At 31.5% G+C, this 17,033-nt stretch carries 14 protein-coding genes and 1 pseudogene; 3 read left to right on the plus strand and 12 right to left on the minus strand.

The genetic code is table 11. The features are described from left to right. Nucleotides 1–57 precede the first annotated feature (57 nt). Nucleotides 58–351: a hypothetical protein gene (locus tag ACXYMX_RS15445; protein WP_459045136.1), complete on the minus strand. Its 294-nt coding sequence runs from the start codon at nucleotides 349–351 to the stop codon at nucleotides 58–60. A 323-nt stretch (nucleotides 352–674) separates the two neighbouring features. On the opposite strand from ACXYMX_RS15445, the gene ACXYMX_RS15450 reads away from it, so the two are divergent. The 3 genes and pseudogenes from ACXYMX_RS15450 to tnpC all read left to right on the plus strand — a co-directional run. Further along, nucleotides 675–1,358: a helix-turn-helix domain-containing protein gene (locus ACXYMX_RS15450; RefSeq protein WP_459045137.1), complete on the plus strand. Its 684-nt coding sequence runs from the start codon at nucleotides 675–677 to the stop codon at nucleotides 1,356–1,358. A 277-nt stretch (nucleotides 1,359–1,635) separates the two neighbouring features. Continuing rightward, nucleotides 1,636–1,974, plus strand: a complete 339-nt coding sequence (locus ACXYMX_RS15455) for a hypothetical protein (protein ID WP_459045138.1) — start codon at nucleotides 1,636–1,638, stop codon at nucleotides 1,972–1,974. Nucleotides 1,975–2,723: 749 nt separating this feature from the next. Continuing rightward, nucleotides 2,724–3,389, plus strand: a pseudogene (gene tnpC, locus ACXYMX_RS15460) (IS66 family transposase); the annotation flags it as partial. A gap of 253 nt (nucleotides 3,390–3,642) precedes the next feature. Here tnpC and ACXYMX_RS15465 read toward each other — a convergent pair. From ACXYMX_RS15465 to ACXYMX_RS15515, 11 genes are all read right to left on the minus strand, one after another. Continuing rightward, the gene (locus tag ACXYMX_RS15465) at nucleotides 3,643–4,635 is read right to left on the minus strand and encodes an acyltransferase family protein (RefSeq protein ID WP_459045139.1); all 993 of its coding nucleotides are present in this window, start codon (nucleotides 4,633–4,635) and stop codon (nucleotides 3,643–3,645) included. A 175-nt stretch (nucleotides 4,636–4,810) separates the two neighbouring features. Continuing rightward, nucleotides 4,811–6,169 (minus strand): transposase, encoded by a 1,359-nt coding sequence (locus tag ACXYMX_RS15470; RefSeq protein ID WP_459045140.1) that lies wholly within the window; start codon nucleotides 6,167–6,169, stop codon nucleotides 4,811–4,813. An 819-nt stretch (nucleotides 6,170–6,988) separates the two neighbouring features. Next, nucleotides 6,989–8,524: a murein biosynthesis integral membrane protein MurJ gene (gene murJ / locus ACXYMX_RS15475; RefSeq protein ID WP_459045141.1), complete on the minus strand. Its 1,536-nt coding sequence runs from the start codon at nucleotides 8,522–8,524 to the stop codon at nucleotides 6,989–6,991. 104 nt (nucleotides 8,525–8,628) lie between these two features. Next, nucleotides 8,629–9,708: a polysaccharide pyruvyl transferase family protein gene (locus ACXYMX_RS15480; protein WP_459045142.1), complete on the minus strand. Its 1,080-nt coding sequence runs from the start codon at nucleotides 9,706–9,708 to the stop codon at nucleotides 8,629–8,631. A 118-nt stretch (nucleotides 9,709–9,826) separates the two neighbouring features. Beyond that, nucleotides 9,827–10,951, minus strand: a complete 1,125-nt coding sequence (locus ACXYMX_RS15485; protein WP_459045143.1) for an EpsG family protein — start codon at nucleotides 10,949–10,951, stop codon at nucleotides 9,827–9,829. Between the two features lie 157 nt (nucleotides 10,952–11,108). Further along, the gene (locus ACXYMX_RS15490; protein WP_459045144.1) at nucleotides 11,109–12,239 is read right to left on the minus strand and encodes a hypothetical protein; all 1,131 of its coding nucleotides are present in this window, start codon (nucleotides 12,237–12,239) and stop codon (nucleotides 11,109–11,111) included. Nucleotides 12,240–12,398: 159 nt separating this feature from the next. Continuing rightward, on the minus strand, nucleotides 12,399–13,448 hold the full coding sequence (locus ACXYMX_RS15495) for a polysaccharide deacetylase family protein (protein ID WP_459045145.1): 1,050 nt from the start codon (nucleotides 13,446–13,448) through the stop codon (nucleotides 12,399–12,401). A gap of 60 nt (nucleotides 13,449–13,508) precedes the next feature. Continuing rightward, on the minus strand, nucleotides 13,509–14,633 hold the full coding sequence (locus tag ACXYMX_RS15500; protein ID WP_459045146.1) for a glycosyltransferase family 1 protein: 1,125 nt from the start codon (nucleotides 14,631–14,633) through the stop codon (nucleotides 13,509–13,511). Nucleotides 14,634–14,714: 81 nt separating this feature from the next. Beyond that, on the minus strand, nucleotides 14,715–15,491 hold the full coding sequence (locus ACXYMX_RS15505; RefSeq protein ID WP_459045147.1) for a glycosyltransferase family 2 protein: 777 nt from the start codon (nucleotides 15,489–15,491) through the stop codon (nucleotides 14,715–14,717). Further along, entirely contained in the window at nucleotides 15,488–16,360 is an 873-nt protein-coding gene (locus ACXYMX_RS15510) for an NAD-dependent epimerase/dehydratase family protein (protein WP_459045148.1), read from the minus strand. The genes ACXYMX_RS15505 and ACXYMX_RS15510 overlap by 4 nt, the downstream gene beginning before the upstream one ends. Next, nucleotides 16,338–17,027, minus strand: a complete 690-nt coding sequence (locus ACXYMX_RS15515) for a DUF1919 domain-containing protein (protein ID WP_459045149.1) — start codon at nucleotides 17,025–17,027, stop codon at nucleotides 16,338–16,340. Before ACXYMX_RS15515 ends, ACXYMX_RS15510 begins: the two co-directional genes overlap by 23 nt. Between the last annotated feature and the right edge of the window lie 6 nt (nucleotides 17,028–17,033).

Here is a 17,033-nt window from a genome sequence, read left to right on the forward strand (position 1 = left end):
CATCACGCTCATATTTTGAATTTTACTGGAGATAGTTTTAGAGTAACAAACGCTTTATCACGTAATAAATAAGATTGAAAATGAAGGCTGGCAAGCTTGTGTATTTTTTATTGCAAACTTATGCACTTTCTTCTTGCAAAACACACATGGTGAATCGTTATCCCCTTTTCGTCTCGTTTTAAATTTTCCGCCTACTTGTTTGAATGCATTTGTAGCGAGTTCAACTTCCCAAACACGCTTACATCTTGTGCACTTCGCTTGTACAGGTCCGGCAGCTTCCTTCCCTTTATCCATTAGTCTATGACTACACACAGGACATTCCACTCTTGTTAACATCGCTACTTTTACCATTTGATATCCTCCCAACAGTGTTGAAATCGTTTTATACAAAGGTACTTCTCAAGTATATTCTACACAAGAACGCACGTTCTGTATAGTGGAAATACAAATATTCTATCTTTCCCTATTGTCACATTACCCTTTAACTACACATGCAACAAAATAAAAATAGTGCAAATTTGGGAAATAGGAACATATAAATATTTCTAATAATTCATATTATACTAAGACACAATATTTACGTCAATCCCAAATGCGCAACTTAAATAAAAAGTTGCAAGAGAGATTTTAGTGACTTATAATATGATTGTAATAAGAATGTGGAGGGCAATATTATGAAGGAAAATGAAATGGGTAAGGTTGATCAAGAAATACTACGAAGACGTTTACAAGAAAGACGTCTCTTTTTAAATATGACGTATCAAGACTTGGCGGATAAGACGGGGATTAGCAAATCCTCCCTACAGCGATATGAAACGGGCGGAATTAAAAATCTTCCATATGATAAAATCTTCGCATTATCGGAAGCATTGGAAGTAAGGCCTGTATTTTTTACTGATTTGACGAAAGATTATACTGGAGAATCTGCTTTTGAAATGAAAGTGGTAAATAAAGATGATAGATTTCAACACTTGGCGGATATTAAAGAATTTGAGGAAAGAGCAATCAGACATATAACTCCTAGTCTAATTTCACAGGGGTATAATATTGAACGTCATAGTCGTGGGTCTGTCGGAGATATTGTTGCAACGAAGGGGAAGGAAATATGGCATATTGATTTCCTTTATAGAAGAGATGTAAGTAAGTATCCAGTGGGAATGGGGATGGGCAGGCAACAACTTCTTCTAAGGTTTGGTAGGCTTGCTGTTTACGATAAACCTATTACCAAATACTCGATAGTTATGGATTTTCGTGAACTAGCTGAGCAATATATTCAATTTAAACCTATTCATTTAGATATAGAGACAAGTATCATTATTTTGAAGGAGGAAGGATTTGAGGAGTTCTGCTTCGACTAATTAAACTTCAACCTATTAAGGTGTTAAAACATTAATGCATAAAAATTACCCGCCGAGTGTCTGAATAGTGTCTAGCACAGGCACCTGAAATTTATCTGAATAGTGTCTAGCACAGGTACCTGACACTAATCTAATATAAACCAATGGAATCAATGAATTGTAAAAATAATCCACAATAACATTCATATTTACCTACCATTTTTCCATATTTATGAGATAATAATTATTAGACTATTTAATTAATGGTCTAAATACAAAGGAATTGCGGGGGATTTTAATGTACGAGGAGAATGATAATGTTGTGTTGCCGGATAGTCTTCAAAAAGATATGCTGATTCATGAAATTTTTATTTGTCCGGATATGATCGACGCAAGAGTGTTGGTCATGATTCATAAGATGAAAGAGAATCTGGTTAGCCATGTTGTCAGGGTGTATATGATGAAGAGAGAAAACAATCAATTTATTGTCGACGTCGAACTTGAGGCATTCGCATTCTCAACTCATAAAGATGCGATTGCATTTGCAGATCGACTGTCCGGCCTAACCGCATTTGAGCTGTTAATGATTCAAAACGGATATGATTTCACGATGGGAAATCGTCGTCCTCTCCAGTAGGTGAACGGTAGACCAACGCCTCGTATTCATAGCAAATACGAAAGATGCGACGTATGACGAATTGAATTGTACATAAGTACAAAAGACGAGCAACCAAAGATTTATCTGATGCAATTTAGTGAAAGGTACCTGTGTCAGGTCCAATTATGACTATTCATGACTTATGGATAAGAACCCAAGAGGACATCGACAAATTTCTATATAGTCGGTGTCCTCTTTCAATTTTTATGCAATTGTAGTGTATTGTCTGAATAGTGTCTTGCACAGGTACCTGAAATTAATCGCTGTCATGGTTCATAACGATGTTACGCAAAGCAACATCGTTAGACTTTATATGTTTACTAACGAATTTAACAATATTGTACTTAAATCCGAAATTGCAGCTTTTTCTCTACCCAATGAAAAAAGTGCGACATTATTCGCAGAGAAGGTACTTCAAATGACCAGTAAAGAACTATTGTTTATCTAGAGGAGTATGGTGGGGAAATGGCTGAGAAGGATCTTCATTTATTCATCAAGTAAGTACGTTGTCATACTGGCAGAACCTCTAATTACTTTTGAAAGCAACCTGTACGCGTTTGGATTTCGTAAAAGGTACCTGTGTGCGACTGATTTATAACAATTCATCACTCTGGATAATAAACCAAAGGGATATCGAAAAAGCATTATATAGTCGATATCCACTAATTATTTTATGCAATTGTAGTTTATTGTCTGAATAGTGTCTAGCACAGGTACCTGAAATTTAATCTCGTGCAAGATCAGTATTAGAGACTTTCACGCAAGGATTTAAGGGAACGATGGTGTGTGATGGATATTCCGCTTATGGAAACCTGCCAAATGTTACGTTTGCCAACTGTTGGGCCCATGTTCGACGTTATTGGTTAAAAGCGGATAGCAAAAACGGCCAAATCGGTGTGGATTATTGCGATAAACTGTACAGATTGGAACGGGAATTCAAAAAACTAGCGCCGGGTAAACGCTGAAAAATGCGTAAAAAGTATTCGGGGCCAATTGTGAAGGAGTTCTTTCAATGGATAGATTCATCACCCTTCTTTGGTAAAAGTGCACTTGCGAAAGCGGCAGAGTATACGTTGAAAAGGGTAGATGGATTACAAGCATTTTTGTCAGATGGTCGGATTGAAATCGATAATAACCCCGCCGAAAATGCCATCCGTCCCAATGTAATCGGCAGAAAAAACTGGATGCATTCCGTTAGTGAAGCTGGGGCCAATGCAAACGCTATTTGTTTAAGTCTTGCAGAGACTACGAAGAGTAATGGCATCGATTTCTATGAATACCTAAAAAAATTGCTAACAGATTTGCCGAATTTGGATATCCATCAACAACCTGAACTTTTAGATCAGTATTTACCATGGTCAAAGACAATCCAGCAAACATGCAGCACACCATAAAATAAGCCGCCTATTCGATTTGAAAAATCGTCATAGACGGCTATTTGTCATGCGTACCGTAAAGGTGCGCTTGCTTTTATAATTCGGGCTTACTACAGTTCATCGCTATATTTAGCCAAAATAAAACACCTCAAAGGTTAGATTTTTAACTCTAACTTTTGGGGTGCACATCAATAGTCGGTGTCCTCTTTCAATTTTTATGCAATTGCAGGATATTGTCTGAATAGTGTCTACAGGTACCTGAGATTTAATCTTATTGATTTCTCATACCTAGTAAAAAATTAAATTTGGAGAAGTATTTATTTACTGTTTTTGCAATAAATACAGGTAAAATCAATCCTCCTGAGAACATAAATAATGGCGTTATCCAATAATTAAAATCAAATGCATTACTAAATAATATCATGAAGAACGTTTGAAAGAACCAAGAAAGTAGGTATATTTGATACGAATAACCATCAATGTAATTTATAAGATTCACGTTGTTTTTATCTAATAAATTCACAAAGGAAAATGACATGACAATACCTACTACGGCTAGAATAAGTTTAATAACGCTTGAATTATAATTATAAAAAGCAGCCAATACAATAATGAGTAAAACTATAACTAATACATAATTTTTATTTATATAAAACTTAATATTTTCATAATATTTAGCAGTCATACAGCCTAACCAGAAATATATTAAATAAAAAACTACATAATTCAAACCAAAATGCTTGATATTAACAAAGGGATTTAAGACGTTAGCTAGGGCTAATGTCAATGTAAGTGCTAAAACATAATACTTATTAGTTAAAGCTCTTAAAAACACAGGACTAATTAAGAAAATTAAAAACAAAGTAGGTAAGAACCAAAAAAATATTATCACATTTTCTTCGGGAATGAATAAATTTCTAATGAAATTATTTAGGTTCAACTCTATGGGTCTCATTGCATACTTTGATAATATAACTTTTGGAATAAAAGCAATAGAGCTCAAAACTATGTATGGAATTATTAATCTCTTAAACTTAACATTAATAAAACTGATATATTTATTTTTAACTCCTCCTGAGTAAATAAATAAATAACCTGACAAAGCCATAAATAACGGCATGTGAAAACTATAAATAAAACTATTAATCCATGATGCTATACCTGGAATGTTTTCCTGTGGAAAAGAATGTCCTAGTACCACCAAAACAATTCCGAAACTTTGCAATAAAGTTATATTTCTAAGTCTCACACGATTATTTTTCACTATAACACCTCCTTCATGTTACAAATACGTGGAATTTATGTTTTTGTCAATTAAAAACTTGAATCATTTCATTTAGATTAAACAAGTGAATCAATTTCATAATTGACGATTTTAAAAATAACCAGAATAGCCCCTTGAAGACTTTTTGATTTTTTAAAAATGAAAAATGATTTTATTAAGAAGCTTGTAACGAGTGTTGCTCGATAGCGACCTTGATTCGATCCGCGGCTAATTTTGAAGCATTATAAACAAGCGTAACCAATTGGAAGTGAAGCTTCGCCTTCTTTCCAGTGCAATGACGAACATTATTGAGCCCGAAAAATTCTTTTAAGTATGCATTAACGCGTTCTACAGCGGTACGTTCTTTGTATAGTTCATCCCACTTTTTCGAACCCCTTGCGGGGAAAGTATACTTTCGCATGTCTGTTGATTGTCTAATTTTATAGGTTTTTTGACATAGCGAATCGTGTTGTAAAGGACAGGTTCCACATTCTTTCGGATGTGTATATTTAAGTGACCTAAACTTCAAATCGAAACTATCGTAACGATAAGAATGCTCCAAGACACATGTCGGTGCGAAGTGCTTATCATAACCGATGAATTCACCTTCGTTACGACGATTGTATGGAATGACAGCTTGCAGATTCTGATTGCTTAACTGCCGATAAATCGGCTCATAATCATAGCCTGCATCGAAAAGGCCGGCATTAAATTGTGCAGGTAAATATTGCTCAATTTTCTTAAGTAATGGAATGGCAGCTTTTCCGTCGTTCAGATTACCGGATGTCATCAATCCTGCAACGATGTATTGGCTTTTCGTGCTGACAGCTAAATGAGCCTTAAAACCAAACCAAAAGGTGTTTTTACCATTGCTGTTTTTCTTGATTCCCCATCTTGGATGAATCGGAGCCTCCTTGTACAATGTTTCCGCGGACTCAGATAGCTGATGCACAATTTCCTTTTCGTAAATTGGACGTGCATCTTCTACAGTTTTTCTGTCTTTTAGCCATTGTTCACGTTCTGCTTTTGGCTTGCGGCCACGCTTTTTAGGTGCTGGCTTCTCTTCCTTTTCGGCTGCCTTAGCACGATCTCGAGCTTCGAAATGAGTTGCATCAATGACAATGTTTTCTTCAGTAATGTGATCTTCATCAATCGCAAGTAAAATGAGCTCATCATGAACACGCGCCATCGCATCCGATTCGCTAATGAGCCGAATCATACGTGAATAAGAAGATTCTGATGGCAAAGTGTCCGCATGTAGAAAACCACAATTAAAACGGGAAAAAGGATCATCTTCAAGACGTTTTACAAGATCTTTTATCGTCACAATTCGCTCCACCACACGAGCGATTAATGAATAGACCATAGCACCATAATTTAATTCTCTCGGCGCACCAACATTTGTATTTTTATTGAACAAACTCCAAATAGGTTCAAGGTTTATCGTTGAAAAAATAGCGTTAAAACGATGGGTAGGTTCCATCTTGTAGAGTTCTTGGGTGTCAAAAAAGCTTTGTTGTCGTACAATGGACACAGGGGCATCTCTCCAGTCTGTTGTGTTTGTGTGGTAACTAACATTATACAGAATTTGGAGAGGTGCTCTATTTTTTACGTCTGGAAAGCCTTGAGCCCCAAGGGCTCTGAATTATGAAATTGATTCAAGTATAGATCTATTTGTAACTAAATTCACTTTTGGTAGCGGAGAAGTCGCGTAATCTTTCTTATACATCAAAGCTTGAGACAATATCTGTTCTTTGACTTTTTTTGCTTCCATTCTCACCTAAACATATTCTTGCGTTATTTCTAAACTAGCACAATCTAGATCATTAAACTCTACTTCTCTTTTTGCGTTTTCCCACAGCGGAAAGGGAAGATGACTTCATGACTTCAGCAGACTTTCCCCGTTCATTGCTTGAAAAAATGGGACTAAAATGAAGAATATATTACAAACCTTCTTCCCTAACCTTTTCTATTTCTAAGGCATGTTGATCTAAGAGGTACACAAATTTACCTAAGGCTAACGGCTGATTTATATCCGTAAAATTATAGTTTCGGTTGAACGTAAGCGTAAAATTGTGCACTCCTATTTTACGCTTACGATAAAAATCCATGAGGATATTGGCAAGTTTTTATATAATCAGTATCTTCTTTAAGTTTTTATGTAATTGTAGTGTATTGGCTCATACTGGTACTTGAATTTAATTATTTAATAGTTCTTTATTTTTTCCCAAACCGTAGAGAATCGAAGCACATTGCTAAATGACCACATTTAGTATTCCAACTTAGCTTCCCGCTTTGATGTTGAATCACGAGTGCAGGAATAATACTTTTTACATAGGACATACCATTAAGATTATAACTTATCTGATAAGTTATTCTTACTAATTTTCTTTTTTATTACATTTACTATAACAATAATATCCTGTACCCCCATTAAGTAAATAAGCAAAAAGTACGCAAGAGCACCAATTACAATGGAAATTGTTACAGATAGATTTTGACCAATGTTGGCAGCCAAATAGTTAAAGGTAAGTTTAGCCAACAACCCCATCACTAATGATGCAATTATGATTTTTACTAATGGTGAAATAATTTGTTTGTTTTCAAATGAACCTATTTTTTTCTTTAGGCTTATAAACATCAATCCCGTTGTTGCAAATGCCGAAATACTAGTTGCTAAAGCAATTCCTCCAATACCTAAATATCTTGATAATATTATGTTCAATATTATATTCAACACTACTCCAATTGTAGCATTAATCATTGGTGTTTTTGTATCCTGCATGGCGTAAAATGGTCTTGAAAGAACTTCACGCATTCCTATACCTAACATTCCTATAGAATAAAAGAATAAAGCTCCTGAGGTCATTAAAATAGAATCTTCACCAAATGATCCTCTTCCATATAATAATCTTATTATTGGCTCAGCAAATATCATTGTTCCAATTGTCACTGGAATGACTAATAAGTTTATTAAACTAATAGCCTCTGATACTGACTTTTTAAGCCCCTTAGCATTTCCCTCGACAGACATTTTTGAAATTAAAGGATACATCGCCGTAGATATTGATAGAACAAATATAGCTTGTATTACATTATTAAAAGTATTAGCATAGGTTAAGGCAGATATTGCACCAGTAGTTACTTGTGATGCTATCGTTTTATCAATTATCTTATTTATATCATTCACTGCCACCCCTAAAAGAACAGGGATTGTGATAAATACCATCTCTTTTATTTGGGGATCATTTATATCAATAACAGGTTTATATTTAAATCCAATTTTATAAACAGAAGGAACCATAAATATAAAGTGAGCAAACATACCTACAACAAGCCCTAATGCTAAATACATTATATTTCCGACACTACTAAAATAAATTGACATTATTATAACAATATTCATAGGCAGTCCTGTCAATGCAGGAATCGTGAAGTTACCTTTTATCTGCAAAAGACTTTTCATTACATAACCTAACCCTATAAAGTAGATTCCGAATATACTAATCCTAGTAAAACTAACAGCTAATTTCAGAGTTGATTCATCAAATCCAGATGCGAATACTCTAACTATCGGTTCCGGAAATATTAATACAATGGTAATTAGTATAGAACAGAGAGTAATTACTATATTTATTAAGTTATTAGTAAACCAATTCGCTTTACTGGTGTCTTGACTTTTTTGTATTTTATTATAAATCGGTATATAACTAGTAGATATTGCACTACCAATAAAAGCAAAAATAACGGTCGGAATAATTAATGCTATTAAATAGGCATCACTGGTACTTGATGTTCCATAAAAGTAGGCAAGAGTAATTTCTCTACCAAAACCTATAAATTTTGCTATGATTGTTAATACTATTAAAAGTAATGCCGTTCTTTTCATAGAACACCTCTGGTCTTCTTAATTCCTAAGTTTCATAAGATTCTAGTTAAACCTCTATAAATAGTTAATCCCCTTTAGTGAAATTTGTAGTATAATTAGATATTTTAAATTGACAATTTTAATATATTATTGATTGATTGACGAATATCATTTCGTATCTTCTCGACATCAATATTGGAATCAATCCATTCTCTTTTGAATGTCTCTACTTTTGGAGACACTACAAAAGGTATTACTTCACATCCATAATTAAGACCCAGTAGCATTCCATGCATTCTACCGGATATCATTTTTTTTGTATTCTTCAATGTTTCAATATAATGTGGCAGTTCATCATTATTCACTATTATGAAGTTAAAACTTGTATTTTCCTTTAAGTAATTTGCAAAATCAAGGGTTTCTTTTTTATCTCCTATTGCAGTATAGCCCAAAATTATCTCCAAGTTTTCTTCCATATTTTCATTTATCAAGTTAAGCCATAATCTATAATATTCTAGTTTACTAATACCTATTCCAACATTATTTACATATGAGTTATAAGCAAATACTGAGACTAAAAGTTTATTTCTAGTATATTTAGAAACATCAACATCTTTGATGTTTAAATCATAAAGAACAATATCAGGAAAATACTTTGCATCAACATTAAATTTATCTTTTAGTATATTAATTGACCGTAGATCCCTCACATAAATATCATCAACTTTAGTTAGTATATATTTATATATTATAGTTTCTAATTTAGAAAAATTGGTATCGGCTCCAACTCCAGCTATAACAATTGGGCATTTCAGATTTTTCCTAAGTAATTGGTACCAGCTAAGAAGAGCATACACAAATACAGACTTGGATTTCAATAGTTGTCCACCACCAATAATCACTATGTCATAGGTATTATTTTTTGTAACGTCATCGAATTCTTTTTTAATCATAGCTTTGTATTTTAATAACCAAACAAAAAAACTTGGGATGTATTTCTTCAATTTTGAACGTAATTTTTCTCTATTACTATTTCTAGAATTTACATCTATATTTGACATTGAAACAACTTTAGTTTGACTAAAGCCTGCAAGCTCAACTAAACATTCATTTTCTATTAAAACTTTCTGAAATATTTCAGCTATAGCTTTATCACCCAAGTTTTCATTACTTTTACCTTGATTAATTAATAAAACTTTTTTCATTTCCGTCTCCTTAAATAGGATGGAACTTCCATCCGCATAATTTTTCATTCATTTCTAACAACCTCTTTTATCGCTATTAAGTTTTTGATAGAAAAGATAAATAAGCATTCTCCATTACTTATTTATTCCAAAAGAAGGTGAATGGATAAGTGTTTTGCCATTCTGGTCTTAATACCTGAATGGCGAATATATGTATAAAGAATAAAGATGCGGTTATCATAATCGTAATAGTTCTTAGGTATTTATCTGAAATTTTAATAATAGAATTCGGTAGATATATAATTGCAAAGATACTAAATATATTTTCAAATCGATACAGTATATCCACTTTCAAGGCAACTACCATTATTGCACATGATAGAAGTAAGAATATAGACTGTATTTGATCTTGCTGATTCTTTAAAGATTCGACATCTTCAATCTTATTAATTAATCTCTTTTTAAGGGTTAGGGTTTTATTGAGAATTTCACAAACAAATAAAATTGTAATAGTTACTAGTAAACCAAGCAATGTTGCTACTTTTATTCCTTCATCATTACCAGTATCATTGTAAACATAGGAGTAATACCTTGGGAAATATATAAGAACAGCATTTAGAATTCTATCTAAATTTGCAAATAATATTATTGATATCACCGAAGTTCTAAGGACTAGTTTTTTATTAAGCTTAAGTTTTGATATTGGATATGCTAATAGGAATAAATATGCCGCGGTATGAAATGAAGTAGCAACTATCATAATTAGGATAAACTTTACTGGCTTTTTCTTAACAATAAAGTCATAAGCAAGTAATATAGTTGCTATCGCAAGCATTTGTCTTACACCACTAAGCGATATATCGTAATATCTTAAAGCAAAGAATAAAAATATACTCAACCATGGAATCTTTGAATACTTATAAATAAATCTACCTAAAATAATAAAAATATATAAACTGGTTACTATTAACAGTATTTGATGATTAGAAGATATAAAACCTAATATCTTATTTAAGAATAAATAACCTATCTCAAATCTCGAGGAGTAAACAGACAACTCAGTTCCGCTAGAAATTTTATAAAACAAATTTACATAAGTTTTAGTATCGTTTCCTATATCCACCGATCTAAACATAGCCAAGAAAGCTAACAAACTAATATTTGCAATTAGATATACTATTGAAGCGACTTTATTTCTTCCTATTACTACAAATATTAAAGAAGTTAATAACATATATATTACTATACTGTAAAACAGCCACATTTAAGCACCTCTATAATTTATAAAAAGAAAAGTATACTTTTCTTTTTATAATTCTTTTTTTCATAAAATGACTATCGGTTGGCGAAATATTAATCCTAATTATTATTCGTCACATTCTTATAAACGATTTAATATATATTATACTGTTCATTCGTGTTTATTTTTTTATACGCTCAAGTAACATGATAGGAAATTCTAAAATTGAATATAAAAAGGTATCCCTTCTAACCCAAACATCTTTATAAATAAGTTTTTTATTTTGTTTGTGAGAATGTATTTGAAACTTCGTTTTTGTTTGAAACATATATAAAACTCCCAACAAAAAACCATTCATCCATAGATATCCATAATCGTTAGTATCATTAATAGATTTTGGCTGAGTATTATTATCCACAATACTGCTCGGAAAGTCTATTCCATTGTCAATTGCTAACTGCAATGGACCCCATAGTCTCGGATTACACTCAATAGCGTAAAATTTTCCATTTAACTCTTTGAATTCAATCATCATAATGCCTTCCCAATCCATGTCTAACATCATATTATCAATTCTATCGATTATTCTTTCGGGCAATTGACTTGGAACAGCTTTTATAACAGACTTCCCCCCTGGTTGTTGGACGACGTTTTTTTGAACAAAGTGAGTAACTTTATATCCTGAACTATATAGCGCGCAATAATAAATACTTGGGCCTTCTATATATTCTTGTACAAAATGTTTTTCGATATTAATTTTTTTATTCTTCAATCTAATCCAGGACTTTTTGTTTTCTATAAGTAATGGTGATTTTAATATCGAATCGTCATAGGTTTCTTCATTAAGTTTTGCCTTTATGACAAACTTATCTTTAAAATTATTTTTAAGATAAATTTCCGCAGCTATTTCTAATGGAACATCCAATTGATATTTCAGACAACATTCAATGAAGGAATGTTTATTTAGCATTAAATCAAATGATGATAAGTTGGGTGATTTTATATCGACTCCGTTTAATGCCAGCTTTTTTCTTTCTTCTATAGACCATCTCGTTATTGAATCTCCAAAATTAAATAAAAAGAAATCACCAATTCTCTTTTGGATATTTAACAATGAATTTATGAATTGATCTTTTGATTTATTACTATAATAATATATATCTTTACTTATATAACTTTTAAAAGTTATATAGTTTTTAATTCTTCTTTCAGAAAAAGCTATATATATATCTACATCAGCATGTTCTAAAGATCTTAAACACGAAACAGCTGCTCTTTCATTTTCATTAGCTAAAATTAAAATTTTCTTCATTTTTTTCAACTCCGTAGGTTCATAAATACTAATAGTTATATCACATAATAATTAAATATGATAAAGTAACCCATTTTTTTATCCCACTATGATAAATCGTTAATCATAGACTATGTACACCCATTATTTGTAACTATATTATGACTACTTACTGCATAATCAATCTGTTACTACCCTTTTAAATTTATTTCTTATAGCAGGTATTAAACCTTTACTATAGTGTTCTATATAAGGTGTTTCTGTATAAGGACTAATTGTAATTCTGGGTAAAATATTTTGATGTGAATTATGACCTTCAAATATATTACTGCATCTCGTAGTAGTGGCTGTTTTAAAACCTAGTTTTTTAATTAATTCAAACTCTCTACTGCTTGCTTCATTTCTTGAGCCAAAAGGATATGCAAAATGTTCTACTTCTTTTTTAATATGTGATTGTATTCGATCTTTGGAACCAACAATTTCATTTCTTAACTTTTCTTCATCCAAATTTCTTAAATTATAGTGGTTGATTGTATGAGCCCCAATTGTAACAATCTCGTCTTCTGATAACTCTTTAATTTGTGACCAACTCATAGCTAATTTTTCAACGTAGTTTTTTAAAACAATGCCATTACGAACGAAAATAATATTAAATAAATTATCAAGGTTTAAGTCATCTACGCTCAATATCAAACTTCTGATTTCTAAATATGCTAGGTTCTTATCCTCAATTGTTTTCGTTGAAAAATGGTACTTATTTTCATTGAAACTAAAATTAATTTTCGTATTATATTCAACTAGATCCTTCAGACCATACCACCATAGTTTGGCTGTTTTATCTGGAAAACTTGTTGTGACATAGATTGTGAATGGAATATTGTACTTCTTAAAGATTGGATATGCAATAGTATAATTATCTAAATATCCATCGTCAAATGTGAAAACTATAAACTTCTTATTGATACTTTTTTTATTATTGATTATTTCATGTGCTTCATCTAAAGAAACGATTTTATAATTGTTTTCCAAAAAATAAGTTATTGTCTTTTCCAAAAAGTCTTTCTTAATTTCTAAATCCTCACATACTAATTTTTCTTCATTGGAAATAACTCTATGAAACATCACTATACTTCCTATTCCTGAATAAAAAGGCAAGAATAGTTTGGACAATGGTACTAAACAATCCTTAACCAAAGCTTTCCGCACATGGTATTTAATAAGACTTTTCATTATACTTTTTCCTTTCAATTAAAGTTCTTCAGATCACACTATATATATTCCCTTGGTAAGCTATTTATAAATACCTTCGATTATATCTTTATAATAGATTTCTAAATTTCTAGCTTCCTTAGTTATATGATATCCACTCTCTTCAATACACTGGTATGCATTTTCCCTATTATTATTTGCTTTCAGTATTATTTCAGCCCATGTTTTTGGATTCTCTTTTAATGATGCAAATTTCGAGTTGAAAATATCAACTTCTTTGGTGATGGTGTTTGATATGATACATTGTAAACCAGATACCTGGGCTTCTATTGCAGCCATTCCTAAACCTTCACTAATTGATGGAAACACAAAAACATCCATCGCTTGATAAAATTTATTTGCATCACTTCTCTGCCCTAGTAAAGTTACTTTGTCTTCCAAATTGAAAGATTGAATTTTACTTTTTATTTCTGTATACATAGGTCCATCCCCCACTAATAACAATCTACTATCTGGCCTCTTTTTGTGGATTTCATGGAAGACATCAATTAGAAACATTTGGTTTTTTTCTTTAGAAAGTCTTCCGACATGCCCTATAACAAAACTATTTTCTAATCCTAGCGTTTTTCTAACTTCATTTCTATCATTCTTATTAAATGAAAATTTTTCAGTTTCTATAGCATTCTTCACCAGATTTACTCTACCGTTACTTACATATTCCTCACCAAACCAAAACTTAGCAGATGCTTTTGAACATGCACAAAAGCTATCGGATATTCTCTTAACCGGCAGTGATAGTACAAAGTTTCTTAGGGCTTTTAAGGTCTGATAGGAGTATGCAACTGAATGACTATGGGCGATAATATGTTTAGTATTATTTTTTCTTAAAGCCGACGAAATTAACGAAAGGAAAACAAGTTCATGCGAATGCACAATTTTATAATTAAACTTAAAATCACGAAAGTATTTATTTAAGTATTTCTTATAAAAAACAAAATTATTAATTCGAGGAGAATTAATTTTGAATGTCCTTCCTCCAAGAGAGTTTATTTCATTATTATGCGACTCTATACTATCCTCAAAGTAAAGAAAATCAAACTGTATTATCCTTCGATCTATATTCCTATAGTAATTCATAATTACACCTGTAATTCCGTTACCAATACTTAAACTTGATACAACATGTAAAACTCTAACTTTTGACATATACTATGACCTCTTTAAACATAATGAATTGATGATTTAGTTGACAGTTACATCTTAAAATTAATTTTAAGATCAAAGAAGTTAATACATTATCCTTTTATATTTGAAAACCGATTTTATTATATGATTCGTCATAAAGTAAATAGAAGCTATTGGATTAATACCAATAAATCTGTACACTTTATACGTCATCTTAATTGTCTTTATTTTATTACCTGATTTTGATTTTTTGGAAATTCTATATATTAAAAGAGGCTCATTTATCCCCAATGCATTATCACCTAGTTTAAGAATTCTTAGCCAAACAGCATAATCTTCGTGCAAGTCGTCTCTTTCCATTTTTATACTATTGAAAAGAGTTTTCTTAGCTAATACAGAAGAACAAGAAATCACATTATGTTTTCTTAGTTTCTTATAAGTAACTACTTCCGGAACTTCAAAGACTCCCTTGTAAGGCTTACCTATAACATCTACGTAAGATGATCCTGTAAATACGAAACTGACATCCTTTTTTAAAGCGTGGTAAATCTGCTTTTCAAGTTTTTTTTCTTTCCACATATCATCACTGTCTAAGAAGGCAATCCATTCTCCTTTTGCAAGTGAAATCCCCTTATTTCTTGTTTCAGAGACCCCTCGATTGCTTTCATTTTTAAAGATACGAATTCTTTCATTGCTAGATGCGAGGTTTTGTATTATCTGATTTGTATTATCTATTGATCCATCATCAATCACTATCAATTCCCAGAAAATATAAGTCTGATTAATTACAGATAGTATGGATTCTTCAACAAAATTTTCACAATTGTATGCTGGCATAATGATACTAATAAATGGTTTTTCAATTAAATCCATTGTCATTTAAAATTTCTCCTTTCAGTTAAAGATATAGATGACTTAAAATCGTATACACTATAATTTTCTTTATAAATTGAAAGGCTTTTTTTATATACTAAATCACCAAAGACTTTACTTAATGTATTATTTTTTAGTACTTTTATTAATGGGTTCAATAACTTAATCGACCATAATCTTTTATTATGAGCTTTCCTTATTAAGGAAACCATCTCAGTAGTACATACATATTCTTCATTTTGTGGTAAAAATAATCCACCATCGTTATTATCAATTAAAAGCTTAACTAATTCGCTCAAATTATCAATATAAATCATACTACGACTATTATGAATACTAGGGAAAGTAAATGATTTTAATGCAAGATTAGACAGTTTTGGATAATTCCCTTTACAGTCTTTACCATAAACCATAGGTGGACGAATTACCGCTACCAAAAAGTTAACATTACTTAAATCAATTATAGCATTCTCGGCTTGCAATTTAGATATTCCATAATGACTTTTTGGAGTTGTCTTTGAATTTTCATCTATAATACCTGATTCAATACCATAAACGCTCATGGAACTTAAAAGTATAAATTGTTTAACCCCATCATTCCTTGCTTTCATAGCAATTTCTATGGCAAGATCACGATTAACTTTATAGTATAAGCAAATATTTTCATTCGTTTCTTTTATATGTGCTATCCCTACTGGATGGAAAATTACGTCGTATTTACTGAATGAAGTATCTTTCCACTTGTCATCTCTGAGATTTATTGTTTCAACAATGTATTTTTCAGGTTGTTTTAGAAGCCAGCGTTCTAAAGAAGTACCAATATAGCTTTTCATACCAGTAATCAATATCTTTTTAGAAGGGCGATTTTCTTTCAAGTTTGTTTCCCCCATTTAGCCATTCTACATAATCGAACGTTTTCTCAAATTCTCTAAAACCATCAAGGTCTTTTATTACAAACTGTCCAACTTTACCAATTCTTTCATAACGTTTAAACTGGTAAACATATTCAAACTCTGGGTACTTTTTTGCAGAAAACACAATTAATCTTTTGCATTTTACTGAACCTATTCCTTTTATATCTTCGTAGTCTAAATTCCTATCATGCAACATTATGTACAGGTTATTATAATCAACTCTTTTTGCTCTATCTTCCCATTTTGCTTTTGCCTCATCAAAGTTTTCATAATGATTAAAGTGTATTGTGATATCATTTAGTAATCCGATCGGATACCCGCCACTACTAGTTTCTTTAAAAGTTAATTCTGTATTAAGATAAACTTTCAAGTTATTGATAAACTTAATAAAGTCTTTACTTGATATAAATAAATTAACGGTTGGTGACAAAAATTGGTGATTCAAGTTATTATATATAATCCCACCGATACAATTGGAACTTATAATTGTGGGGTTATTTTCATAATTGTACTTACTTTGCATGTGTTCACGATGACTACTAACTTTTTTCTCTATATAAGGACTTTCAAACCAAAAATTTTCCACTATCATTTTCAATGGCTTCTTCACTTTTTTTAGTATTCTCATTTCTTT

The sequence above is a fragment of the Sporosarcina sp. CAU 1771 genome (genome assembly GCF_054482775.1).

Bases quoted from the DNA above. Each gene is read 5' to 3' on its own strand.
- ACXYMX_RS15495 (WP_459045145.1), bottom strand. From the start codon at position 13,448: ATGAAAAGTCTTATTAAATACCATGTGCGGAAAGCTTTGGTTAAGGAT.
- ACXYMX_RS15505 (WP_459045147.1), bottom strand. From the start codon at position 15,491: ATGACAATGGATTTAATTGAAAAACCATTTATTAGTATCATTATGCCA.
- ACXYMX_RS15480 (WP_459045142.1), bottom strand. From the start codon at position 9,708: ATGAAAAAAGTTTTATTAATTAATCAAGGTAAAAGTAATGAAAACTTG.
- ACXYMX_RS15500 (WP_459045146.1), bottom strand. From the start codon at position 14,633: ATGTCAAAAGTTAGAGTTTTACATGTTGTATCAAGTTTAAGTATTGGT.
- ACXYMX_RS15445 (WP_459045136.1), bottom strand. From the start codon at position 351: ATGGTAAAAGTAGCGATGTTAACAAGAGTGGAATGTCCTGTGTGTAGT.
- ACXYMX_RS15450 (WP_459045137.1), top strand. From the start codon at position 675: ATGAAGGAAAATGAAATGGGTAAGGTTGATCAAGAAATACTACGAAGA.
- ACXYMX_RS15515 (WP_459045149.1), bottom strand. From the start codon at position 17,027: ATGAGAATACTAAAAAAAGTGAAGAAGCCATTGAAAATGATAGTGGAA.
- murJ (WP_459045141.1), bottom strand. From the start codon at position 8,524: ATGAAAAGAACGGCATTACTTTTAATAGTATTAACAATCATAGCAAAA.
- ACXYMX_RS15485 (WP_459045143.1), bottom strand. From the start codon at position 10,951: ATGTGGCTGTTTTACAGTATAGTAATATATATGTTATTAACTTCTTTA.
- ACXYMX_RS15490 (WP_459045144.1), bottom strand. From the start codon at position 12,239: ATGAAGAAAATTTTAATTTTAGCTAATGAAAATGAAAGAGCAGCTGTT.
- ACXYMX_RS15455 (WP_459045138.1), top strand. From the start codon at position 1,636: ATGTACGAGGAGAATGATAATGTTGTGTTGCCGGATAGTCTTCAAAAA.